General features: G+C 47.3%; 10 protein-coding genes. 7 read left to right on the top strand and 3 right to left on the bottom strand.

The window, feature by feature from the left end; genetic code table 11:
* Window positions 1-195: 195 nt before the first annotated feature.
* Complete coding sequence (locus tag C170_RS15120; RefSeq protein WP_036611191.1) at window positions 196-1689, bottom strand: serine hydrolase; 1494 nt, start codon at window positions 1687-1689, stop codon at window positions 196-198.
* A gap of 248 nt (window positions 1690-1937) precedes the next feature.
* Here C170_RS15120 and C170_RS15115 point away from each other — a divergent pair, with 248 nt between their 5' ends.
* The 6 genes from C170_RS15115 (at window position 1938) to C170_RS15090 (ending at window position 10722) form a co-directional block, all read left to right on the top strand.
* Entirely contained in the window at window positions 1938-3134 is a 1197-nt protein-coding gene (locus tag C170_RS15115; protein WP_036611189.1) for an outer membrane lipoprotein-sorting protein, read from the top strand.
* Window positions 3135-3528: 394 nt separating this feature from the next.
* On the top strand, window positions 3529-4716 hold the full coding sequence (gene alr / locus C170_RS15110; protein WP_036611187.1) for an alanine racemase: 1188 nt from the start codon (window positions 3529-3531) through the stop codon (window positions 4714-4716).
* Between the two features lie 260 nt (window positions 4717-4976).
* Window positions 4977-5258 carry a CopG family ribbon-helix-helix protein gene (locus C170_RS15105; protein ID WP_017690037.1) on the top strand — a complete coding sequence of 94 codons (282 nt, stop codon included), beginning with the start codon at window positions 4977-4979 and terminating at the stop codon, window positions 5256-5258.
* Window positions 5259-5261: 3 nt separating this feature from the next.
* Window positions 5262-5612: a type II toxin-antitoxin system PemK/MazF family toxin gene (locus C170_RS15100; protein WP_024630714.1), complete on the top strand. Its 351-nt coding sequence runs from the start codon at window positions 5262-5264 to the stop codon at window positions 5610-5612.
* Between the two features lie 234 nt (window positions 5613-5846).
* Window positions 5847-8036: an alpha-galactosidase gene (locus tag C170_RS15095; RefSeq protein ID WP_036611184.1), complete on the top strand. Its 2190-nt coding sequence runs from the start codon at window positions 5847-5849 to the stop codon at window positions 8034-8036.
* 463 nt (window positions 8037-8499) lie between these two features.
* Window positions 8500-10722 (top strand): Tex family protein, encoded by a 2223-nt coding sequence (locus C170_RS15090; RefSeq protein WP_036611182.1) that lies wholly within the window; start codon window positions 8500-8502, stop codon window positions 10720-10722.
* Between the two features lie 180 nt (window positions 10723-10902).
* On the opposite strand, the gene cmpA is transcribed toward C170_RS15090, so the two are convergent.
* Entirely contained in the window at window positions 10903-11046 is a 144-nt protein-coding gene (cmpA, locus tag C170_RS30785) for a cortex morphogenetic protein CmpA (RefSeq protein WP_017690033.1), read from the bottom strand.
* Between the two features lie 181 nt (window positions 11047-11227).
* A complete protein-coding gene (locus tag C170_RS15085; protein WP_036611180.1) occupies window positions 11228-11584 on the bottom strand; it encodes a hypothetical protein in 357 nt (118 codons plus the stop codon).
* 119 nt (window positions 11585-11703) lie between these two features.
* On the opposite strand from C170_RS15085, the gene C170_RS15080 reads away from it, so the two are divergent.
* Window positions 11704-12165: a SprT family protein gene (locus C170_RS15080; protein WP_051447206.1), complete on the top strand. Its 462-nt coding sequence runs from the start codon at window positions 11704-11706 to the stop codon at window positions 12163-12165.
* Window positions 12166-12254: the final 89 nt, after the last annotated feature.

Genomic DNA, 12254 nt, shown 5'->3' with positions numbered 1-12254 from the left:
AACTAAACATTTATACAAAACGGAGAGGACAGAAATAACCTGAGGAAGCAGAGCGTTCGCCTTTATCCCCGGATTTTCACTTTATGAAAAGAAATCAAAAAAATCTGGGGATAACAGCGATCAGAAGGTTGTTCTGTCATCGGAGTGACCAGTGTAAATATATTCATTAGTTCAATTTATATAGTTTCAGATCATTTACGAAACCCTGATGAATTCAATAGGCTTTGTACCCGGTTCAAGCAACAAAGGAATGGAGATGGATTGAGCAACTTCTGAAGATTCATTGAGGGTAAATGTATACGTGATCTTCAGACCGAATAACACAAATTCGACGGAAAACGTATCTTTCCCGGTATATTCCATGGGCATTTCAATGGCGTTAAAGGTTGCTTGCAACCCGTCCGTTGTCTCTTGAATCGACATCTCGCCATAACCAGGATGCGTGTAAATACCCGCATAAGCGGTGTAAGGGCGATCACAAGGTATGATGTGAGGTTCTTCAATATTTTCCTCAACGGCAGTGTCTGCTTGAATAGGCACTTCCAGAGGATTCTCCGGATTAGCCTCCGTTTCTGTTGATTCTTTCCCCATTAATTTTCTCAATTTGAAACTCCAATTGACGGGTTCTAATCCAAGCAGTCGGTCCATGATACGAAAAGCAACCGTATAGGGAATTATACTTCCGTTGGTATTACTCAGAACCACGATTCCAATCTGCTCCTCTGGCAAAAAGGCAACTTGTGATGCAAAGCCATCAATAGCCCCACCATGATGAATCATGGCATGTCCACGATAAGGCTCAATCATCCAACCCAGACCATATGTACTCATAGGCAGTTCTTGGCTTATAAACGGCGAATCACTGGGCATCTGAGGACTATGCATAATCTTCATCTGTTCCTTAGATATCAATGACGTTCCTTCCCATTGACCTTGATGCAACTGGAATTGAAGCCATGCAATCATATCGATTAGATTGCTGTTAATGGAACCAGCAGGTCCTATGGCATCAATGGCTCGAAAAGGTATTCTCGTATTCTGACCATCCTTCTCCATATAAGGGTAAGCATAGTCAGGCTGAAGTTGCATTTTTTCAACAGAGAACAGACTTGAGTTCATACCCAGCGGATTAAATAGAGTCTTCTGAACCATCTGCTCCCACGAAGTTTCATTGAGCTGTCCAACCAGATAACCTGCCGTCATGTACATCAGGTTCTGATACTGCCATTTGTTTCGGAAATCCTGATTTGGCTCCAGATACTGTAATGTTCGAACAAGTTCTTCTCTTGTACGCGGGGAGTTGTACCATACCAACTCATGCCTTGGAAGACCGGAACGATGACACAGCATGTCGCGGATAGTTATACGTTCTGTTGCGATCGGATCAAACATCTTGAAGTCTTTCATATACGACTTCACAGGGGTATCCCAGTCGAGTATCCCCTGATCCACAAGCAGAGCAGCGGTTGCTGCGGTAAAGGCTTTGGTACTTGAACCGATGGCAAACAACGTATTAGGGGTAACTTTAAGTTTGGATTCCATGTCACGATAACCGTAGCCCTTTTGCCAGATGACTTCATCCTTATGGATCACAGCCACCGCTGTGCCGACACCATTCCATAATTGAAGCTGCTCGTCGATGAATTCATCCATTCCTTCCAGTGATGTGCTAAGCTTTGTTGTCGTCATACCTTTTCCTCCTAATATCCAATAAAAAGAATAATCTCCTACAATTCACTATGCCTTTTCTGGATAAAGTTAACATCCTCCCTGAGACTGATTTTGCGTAGCAATGCCGTATTAACGGACTTCACCGATTGCTTGTCAAACTAGTCCGCATATATCGAACAAGTCCCTCATAACATGTACTAATCAAGTAGGGATTCTGCTGCAAGCACAATCCTGAAGTGAAAACATGTGCTAAAGGGGATGATGTCATGCGCCGAATATCATGGATGCTTGCCATGGTATTGGTCTTATCGGTCTTGCTTGCCGCCTGCGGGAAGAAGGATGCGGCAGCTGTGGTCAAAGATCTGAACGAAGTCGTAGGAGAGATGGAAAGTTACCAGGGGGCAGGCGTGATGACGCTGCATACCGGAGATACGCCGCAGCAGTACAAGGTCGAGGTATGGCATCAGAAGCCTTCCTATTATCGTATTGCGTTAACGAATGCAAAAAAGGATGTAACACAGATTGTACTGCGTAACGATGAAGGCGTGTTTGTTTTGACACCGAGCCAGAACAAAAGCTTCCGTTTTCAGAGCAATTGGCCAGATAATCAAGGACAGGTATATCTCTATGAAACATTGATTCGGAGCATTACGGGGGATACAACCCGTCAGTTTGCGGATGAGAAGGAGAGCTATGTTTTTGATGTAGCTGCCAATTATAATACACATGCACTCGTTAGACAGAAGATCTGGCTGAACAAAAGTGATTACGCACCGAAACAGGTTGAGGTATCCGACTCCAATGCCAATGTGGTCGTGGATGTGAAGTTTGATTCCTTCAAATTTGGTGCTGCATTTGAGAAAGACGCCTTTGACATGCAACGTAACATGACAGCAGCTACAAAAGAGGGCGGCCAAACAGGAACGGATTCTGGTGTAACTCCTGCGGAGCAAACAGGTGAGGGCGGTAAAGAACCTGCCAATCCTCAGACTGCGCCTGAACCTGATGGAGCCGTTACTGATGGACAGTCGGGTGTAGGTGGTGACACAGAGCAGCAAGGTACAGAAGGTGCTACAACAGGTCAGGAAGGCGAAAAGCCGACACTTGCAGAACCGGAAGGGGCAGACAGCTTCGGCGTGATTCAGCCGACCTATGCGCCGGAAGGCGTGCAGCTCAAGGACGATCAGATTCTGGAAGAAGCGGGAGACTATTCGGTTATGCTTCGTTATGAAGGAACATATAATTACACGATATTCGAAGCCAGACCACAGGATCGAGCTGTATCACTTGCTCCATCCAGTGTAGTAGATCTTGGATTCACACTGGGGATGATCAGCGGAGATGCATTGAAGACTCTGACATGGATGACAGATGGCATAGAATATCGGATCACCAGTGCCGACCTGCCTCAGAACGAAATGGTACGCATTGCAACATCGATGCAGGAAGAGTCAGGCAAATGATTTTTGAACAAATGAACGAATAGTAGCATAAACATAAGGAATGCTAAGAAGCATCGGAGACCTGTTCTCCGGTGCTTTGCTTTGATGTAAGAAAGGTATTCATTTAGCGCTGTTTTTCTTACCCGATACACTCAATAAAGCAAAATGCGCTTCTACGCAGAGGGAACCGGGTAAATAATCGATATAAGCAGATTTTGCTTGGGTGAAAAGTGGGATTTTGCCCTGCTAATCTCGCTTATCGGTCTTCTTCTGTGTTCGCATTTGTTCTTCAAAAGGCGCACCTTACATCTGTTTTTGGATGCGAAACTTCGGTTCATTTGACAGTCACATGCTGGAGCATTACGATGGAGTCTGACGTGAGCCGGATTAAGATGATTAGAGAAGGTGACTTAACGTGCAAGGACAATATCGGCCGACCCAAGCGGAGATCAATTTGGATCATTTGTGTACTAACGTAGAAGCTTTCCGCGAGGCATTGCCTCAGGGCATGAAATTCCTCGCCTGTGTGAAGGCCAATGCCTATGGACATGGAGCGGTGGAGACGGCTAGGGAACTGGAACGAGTGGGTGTGGATTACTTAAGTGTGGCTTTTCTTGACGAAGCTCTAGAACTGCGACAACATGGGATTACGATTCCAATCCTGGTACTGGGATATACGCCGCCTGAAGGGATCGCTGTTGCATGGCAACATGATGTGACCGTCACACTGTTCAGCAGGGAAGTGCTTGACGCCATTCGACATCTGGATGCGAGCACATTCGCTAACCAACTGAAGGTTCATATTAAAATCGACAGCGGCATGGGCCGATTAGGTCTGTTGCCTGGCGATGAGGCATTGGCTTTCATTCAGGAAGTAGCTTCGCTCAATCAGGTGATGCTGGAAGGTATGTTTACCCATTTTGCCAGAGCAGATGAAGAAGACAAAACCTATACACTGGAGCAGTATAGACGGTTCCAAAGCGTAGTTCATGCGCTCAGGGATCAGGGATGTTCCATCCCGATTATACATACGGCGAACAGCGCCGCTGCCATTGATACACCGGAATTGTCCTATGACATGGTACGTGTGGGAATAAGCCTGTACGGACTGTATCCTTCGGCTGAGGTGAATCATCAGGTGGTGAAGCTGTCCCCGGTATTGACGCTGAAGACAAAAGCGGTTCTGGTCAAAACACTGCCACCCCATTGGGGGATCAGTTACGGAACCCGTTATTTTACGCAAGGTTACGAACGAATAGCGACCCTGCCGATCGGATATGCAGACGGATTCTCCAGAATGCTGACAGGTAAAGCAGAAGTGCTTGTACGCGGACGCCGCGTCCCTGTCGTCGGTACAATCTGCATGGATCAGTGTATGGTGTCGTTACAATCTTTCGCGGAAGAGGCGGAAGAAATTCAAGTCGGCGAAGAGGTTGTCCTCATCGGTCATCAGTCTGGTGGCGTAATAACCGCAGACGAGGTGGCATCTCAGCTCGGTACGATTGCTTATGAAGTGATCTGCATGATGGCGCACCGCATTCCGCGGGTATATACCCGCGGGGGAGCAACAGTCGCCAGAATCAATCCACTTTTGACATCCTGACAGGTAAACTGGACGTCATTCCCAATAAACTTTTTTTCAGAACAGAAGGAAAACTGTCGGAGCATCTCGAATTATGTATGACGGTAAGGATTTAATTCCTGAATTGAGATGTTTGGTCTGTACGAATATTGTTCCCCGTGTTTATAATGGAGTACAGCATACTTGATATACTCGGGGCATATATATTCCTTTGTATAAAAGTTCTGGAAAAACGTAATACTGGTTCACAATGGCGAAAGGTTTGTGGGGGTGGAAGAAAGGTGGCCAACTTGCAGAACACCAAGCGGATCATGATCAGTTTACCTGATTATCTTTTGCAGGAAGTGGATGGCATCGTAGCGCTGGAGAATTCCAACCGCAGCGAATTGATTAGGCAGGCTATGAAGCTGTATTTAACGGAGCGTAAGAAACGTTACATCCGTGAAACGATGCAGCGAGGGTACATGGAGATGGCAAAAATTAATCTGACCATGGCATCCGAAGCCTTTCATGCGGAGGAAGATGCGGACAGCACTCTGGACCGCTTAGTTAGCGGGGTGTAGACATTGATCGTAAAACGTGGTGACGTTTTTTTTGCGGATCTTTCTCCCGTTGTCGGTTCCGAGCAAGGTGGAGTCAGGCCGGTTCTGGTAATCCAGAATGATATCGGCAACCGGTTCAGTCCAACTTGTATTGTGGCGGCTATCACCGCCCAAATCCAGAAGGCAAAGCTGCCAACGCATGTTGAAATTGATGCGGCGGCACACGGCTTTGACCGGGACTCGGTTATTTTGCTCGAACAAATACGGACGATTGATAAACAGAGGCTGACTGACAAGATTACCCATCTGGACGAGGAGACCATGAAATTGGTCAACGAAGCCTTACAGATCAGCCTTGGTTTAATCGATTTTTAAGGCAGTAACCAGCGTCTTGTACGTTGCACTGCCGTCCGTTGGCAATGGATGTTCCCGTAAGGGAACACACTGAATTCAGATTGTAACCAAAAGAGCGTATGACATCCTTCGGGCTGTTATGCGCTCTTTTGATTAAAGCTTGATGAAAGCGTAGAACATTGGCGATCTTTTCGCTATAATGAAACCTGAGAAACCGTTTACCGAAAGACCTATATATAGAGGTGGAGGAGACATATGAGCATTTACATCAATCAAGAGAAACTTCAATTTCATTTACAGACCCGCGAGGCCAGTTACGTATTTCAGGTACTGCCTTCAGGATATTTGGTGCATTTGTATTATGGCAAAAAATTACGCGACACAGATCTGAGCTGGTTGCATGTACGGACAGAACGAGCATCTTTCAGCCCGAACCCGGTACCAGAGGACCGTACAATTTCATTTGATACATTGGCAGTGGAACTACCCGTGTATGGCACGAGTGATTTCCGTAATCCGGCTATCCAACTGGAACTTGAGAATGGCTCGACGGTTTCGGAGTTTACGTATACAGGCCATCGATTGGTCAAAGGAAAGACAGCGCTTACTGGTTTGCCAGCAACGTATGTTGAATCCGATGAAGAAGCAGAGACGCTGGTTATTGAGTTGGAAGACCGCGTTGCAGGCATCAAAATCGAGCTTTCTTATACAGCCTTTACGGCATTTAATGCAATTACACGCTCGATGCGTATCGTTAATGAGAGCGCTACCTCAGTGAATGTGGTGCGTGCGCTCAGTTCTTCTGTTGATTTCCCGCACGCGGATTATGAATTGTTGCAATTGTCAGGTGCATGGACACGGGAACGTGATATCGTTCGCAGACCGCTTGCGTCAGGCCTGCAAGGGATTGAGAGCCGTCGCGGTTCAAGCAGTCACCAGCAGAATCCATTTATTGCGCTGATGACACCAGGCACGGATGAAGACCAAGGTGAAGTTTACGGATTCAGTCTCGTCTATAGTGGCAGCTTCACCGCACAGGCTGAAGTGGATCAGTTCCACACCACACGTGTATCGCTCGGGATCAACCCGTTCGAGTTCAGCTGGAAGCTGGAGCCACAAGAAGCGTTCCAGACACCTGAGACGGTTATGGTATATTCGGCTGCAGGTTTGGACGGCATGTCACAGTCCTACCACGAATTGTATCGGGAGCGTCTTGCGCGTGGTAAGTTCCGTAATGCGGAACGTCCGGTTCTGGTCAATAACTGGGAAGCAACCTACTTTGGATTTAATGCAGACAAGATTGAGCAGATCGCTCGCGCCGGACAGAAGCTGGGTATTGAGTTGTTTGTCTTGGATGATGGCTGGTTTGGACATCGGGACAGCGACAATTCCTCATTGGGCGACTGGATTGTAGATAAGAACAAATTGCCACAGGGTCTGGATGATCTGGCTAACCGTGTAACAGGTCTGGACATGCAGTTCGGTTTGTGGTTTGAACCAGAGATGATCTCACCAGACAGTGAGATGTACCGTGCGCACCCAGACTGGTGTCTGCATGTGCCTGATCGTCGCCGGACAGAAGGACGTCAACAACTGGTACTCGACTTCTCTCGTCAGGATGTACGTGATGAGATTGTGCGCATGTTAACAGACGTACTTGGTTCTGCACCAATCACTTATGTGAAATGGGACATGAACCGCAATATGACGGAAGTGGGTTCTGCATTGCTTCCGGCAGATAGACAGCGTGAGACAGCGCATCGTTACATGCTCGGACTGTATGATGTTATGGAACGAATCACTTCGGCGTTCCCGAACATTCTGTTCGAAAGCTGTTCAGGTGGTGGTGGCCGCTTCGATCCAGGTATGCTGTATTACATGCCACAGACGTGGACAAGTGATAACACGGATGCCATATCCCGCTTGCGGATTCAATACGGTACGAGTCTTGTGTACCCGGTAAGTTCGATGGGATCGCATATCTCAGCGGTACCGAATCATCAGGTCAACCGGATAACTTCTCTTGAGATTCGGGGACATGTTGCGATGTCGGGCAACTTCGGGTACGAGCTGGACCTGACAAAATTCACGGAGGAAGAGAACGACATCGTGAAAGCCCAGGTTGAGCTGTACAAGGAGATTCGTGGAACGGTTCAATATGGAACATTCCGCCGTTTGCTCAGTCCGTTTGAAGGCAATGAGACGGCGTGGATGTTTATTGCACCGGACGGAAGCGAAGCTGTTGTATTCTACTTCCGTGTGCTCTCTGAGCCCAATGCGCCACTTCAGCGCCTGAAGCTGAAAGGATTGGACCCTAATGCGGATTACCGTCTGAAAGGCGGATCGGAGACCTTTACTGGCGATGCCCTCATGTATGGCGGTATTCCGGTAGGCAGCACATCAGGAGACTATCTGAGCGAGATGTTCCGGTTCGAGCGCGTCTAGATAAGTGAACTGCATTTTATTTACATGCATACTCCGATGACAGAACAACCTTCCAATCGCTGTTATCCCCAGATTTTTTGATTCCCTTTTCTCAAAGGGAAAATCCGGAGATAAAGGCGAACGCTTCGCTTTTTCAGGTTTTTTCTGTCCTCTCCGTTATCGTGTAAATGAGCAGTTTCACTTATTAGATTGCTATTGTATTTAAAGTTTTAAGTAAGGAAAGACCGAGGAGCGTCGTGATGACGATTTTCGGTCTTTTTTTGACGTAATGGGGAAGGCTGGAAGATGACATCATTCTGTCAGAACTTGTATGCTTGCGGATTGATGGAAATCTGGACGTGATTCTGTGATAATATAGGGTAGAGTGGAAGAAACAAATGGTTCAACTATACTGTAATTACAGCAGCAAAGCTGCCCTGAAATGATTGTAACGAACGATTCAGGAAGGAAAGAGGGATTTATTTTGTCTGAACAGGAAACGGTTCTGGAACCCAATGAAGAAACAATAAAGGCAGAACGCCATGAACGAATCATCAAACAGGTAGCCAAGGAACTGTCACTGTCCTTGAAGCAGGTCCGCACAACATCGGAGCTTCTGGACGAAGGCAATACGATTCCATTTATCGCCCGCTACCGTAAAGAAATGACTGGAGAGCTGGATGAGAACCAGCTGCGATCGATTGAAGAACGCATTGTTTATCTGCGCAATCTTGAGGATCGCAAATTGGAAGTCATCCGTATTATAGAGGAACAGGGCAAACTGACCGGAGAACTGAAGCAATCCATTACGCAAGCTGTGAAGCTGCAGGAAGTGGAAGACTTGTATCGACCTTACCGTCAGAAGCGGAAAACGCGTGCCAGTGTGGCAAAAGAAAAAGGTCTTGAGCCCCTTGCTGTATGGATCTGGGGTCAACCGAAACAAGGAGATGTACTCCAGGAAGCTGCGAAATATATCAATGCTGAATTGGGTGTAGAAGATGCGGAGTCGGCGCTTCAGGGAGCCAAAGACATTCTCGCGGAGAATATCGCAGACGATGCTGCCATTCGTGCCTGGATTCGTCGGTACACCTTGGATCACGGCATGCTGACTTCAGAAGCGAAGGATGCTCAAGAGGAGTCCGTGTACGAGAATTATTATGATTACCGCGAACTAGCCAAAAAGATGCCTCCACACCGTATTCTCGCGATTAATCGCGGTGAACGTGAGAGTATTCTGAAAGTCGGCTTGGACGTACAGGCAGAACCGGCCCATCGCCATATGGAAGGACAGATCATTCGTGGTGCTTCTGCGGTGCAGGATATCCTGCGTGATGTGATTGAAGATGCATACAAGCGGCTGATTGCGCCTTCCATCGAGCGCGAAGTTCGGGGAGAGCTCACGGAAAAAGGTGAAAATCAGGCCATATCGGTATTCTCGGCCAATCTGCGTAATCTGTTGCTTCAACCGCCGATTCATGGCAAACGTGTACTGGGTGTCGATCCGGCCTATCGTACCGGTTGTAAACTGGCTGTAGTAGATGATACGGGCAAACTGCTGGAAGTGGCTGTGACCTACCCAACGCCACCACACAACAAGAAACGTGAAGCTGCGGAAGTATTCCATCGCATGATCAAGCAATATGATATCGGACTGATCGTCATTGGTAATGGTACCGGATCACGTGAGACGGAGCAGTTTGTTGCCGAGATCATTCAGGAGAACGGTGATGAAAGTCTTGTGTATCTGATTGTTAACGAAGCAGGCGCGAGTGTATATTCTGCATCCAAGCTGGCCCAGGAAGAATTCCCTGATCTGGATGTTGCGGAGCGCAGTGCAGCTTCCATTGCTCGCCGGGTACAAGACCCGCTGGCGGAGTTGGTTAAGATTGATCCAAAAGCCATTGGTGTGGGTCAATATCAGCATGACGTATCCCAGAAGATTCTCGAAGAAAGCCTGAAGGCTGTCGTGGAATCCGCAGTTAACCATGTGGGTGTGGATGTGAATACAGCATCACCTTCGTTGCTGTCATATGTTGCCGGAGTTAACGCTACGATTGCCAAAAACATTGTGAAGTACCGTGAAGAAAATGGCCGGTTTACGAACCGCCGTCAGCTTCAGAAGGTGCCACGTCTGGGTGCCAAAACCTATGAGCAGTGCGTAGGATTTATGCGTATTGGTGAGGGAGAGAACCCGCTGGACCGTACACCTATTCACCCTGAGTCTTACAAGGTAGTGGATCAGCTGTTCAAGGAGCTTCAGGTTGCACTGGACAAGCTGGGCAGCAAGGAACTGTCGGTATTACTGTCAGAGCAACAGCCAGAACAATTGGCTGTGAAACTGGACGTAGGTGTGCCTACATTGCGTGACATTCTGGACAGCTTGCAGCGTCCGGGGCGTGACCCGCGTGAAGAAATGCCGTTGCCAATCTTCCGTACAGATGTATTGAAAATTGAGGATCTGGTGGAAGGCATGGAGCTGCAAGGTACGGTTCGGAACGTTATTGATTTTGGTGCCTTTGTTGATATTGGGATCAAGAGTGATGGGCTTGTCCATATTTCACAGCTCAGCAACGGGTATGTTAAACATCCGATGGACGTTGTGTCTGTCGGGGATAATGTAACGGTCTGGGTTATGAGTGTGGATACCAAAAAAGGCCGTGTCGGCCTGACGATGAAGAAGCCTGCTTCTGCGCAACAGTCTTCTTAAATAGTAGGATTGGAGAACAGCCTTCCCTAACCAGGAAGGCTGTTTGTTGTCGACAGTAATAGTCCCGTTATCCGTTCTAATTCCTCTAGTAAGTACGGTGGGCAATATGTGCATTTTCTTAAAGTGCGTGTTCAAAAGGCCATCCTTCGTAATCCAATGCAGACTTTTATGAACTACCTCTTAAAGTTCGTTCTCCGCGCTACGTGGTGTGCCATTTGCTGGTTTGTTACGATAAAAGAACCAGCATTCGTTCAGCAACTTGATCTGCCGGCTGTCCTTTTTGTGAAATGCACGCATCAGTTGATTGCAAAGCCATTGAGGCAAGGGTATCTCCTCCTCTTGCATAATTCATCTGTACGTTAGCATATGTGGCAATAGCCTGGACTGTGCGGGATAAGTGGAGGCCTCCGGCAAATCAATCTGGTTCACTCAAAAAAAGCACAAATCCCAATTCAGGGAAATGTGCTTTTCGTTCTCATCATTATAAAATGATACCAGAGGTGAATTAGAGAGCTTCCATCTCTTCTTCATACCATTGTTCCAATTGGACCTGAAGAGCTCGGATTTCGGTAAGCAGAGAAATCAAGGGATAATGGCTTTCACGTAATACTGCAAAAGATTCTTCAAGCGCATTGATATAATCAAGGCCACCGATGATAGTAAGATTTTCGTTTAGGAGATCGAGGCTGTCACATTCGGCGATCGCCCAAGGCAGGACAGGGACATCTGCTGCAGTGAGTTTATCAATTTCCTTGTGCAGGCGCAGGTTGAGCGCACTGAGTTGATAGGCGTAATCTGCGGGCATTTCCACGAACTGCAAGTGTTGTTCCTGCTGCAGGATGACATAGCGCATTGTAGGCATAACGAGTAATAATCTCCCCTCATACATTCTACTTGACAGTGTAGCCTACGAAACGGTTAAAATTCAAGTATTATACCGGAAAAACAAATGCTCCGAGGGGGTGCAAGGAGAGGATATCGATGGAAAATGAGGAATTGCAACAATGGATTGAACAGGTATCACTGGATCATTTCGGAGTGCCGTTCACCCATGAAGCGTTGTTTAACAGTCGCCTGACCACGACGGGGGGGCGTTATATGCTCAAAAGTCACCGGATTGAGATCAATCCGAATCAACTCGAAGCCTATGGGCGAGATGAGGTTGAGAAAATCATCAAGCATGAGCTGTGTCACTATCATCTGCATATTCGTGGGCGCGGCTATCAGCATCGTGACCCGGAATTCAAGGCTTTATTGCAGAAGGTAGGCGGTTCGCGTTACTGCCAATCACTTCCTGACGGTAAAGGCAGAAAGCCGTTGCCATATCGTTATAAGTTGGTGTGCAAGAGCTGTGGTACGGAATATTTGCGCAAGCGGAAAATAGATCCGAAGCGTTATCGTTGTGGCCGTTGCGCGGGAAAACTGGGGCTTCAGAATATCTGATGTGCGTTTCGTTCAATGTATTAAAGAAAGTGATGGAAGGGATGTTGACTTGGATTATTAATCATGGTAGATTAATCTTATTCAAGTTA

It is taken from the genome of Paenibacillus sp. FSL H7-689, assembly GCF_000517905.1.
Classification (GTDB): Bacteria; Bacillota; Bacilli; order Paenibacillales; family Paenibacillaceae; genus Paenibacillus; species Paenibacillus amylolyticus.
Note: the sequence above shows the minus strand (reverse complement) of the source record. Positions and strands in the feature narration are given on the sequence as shown.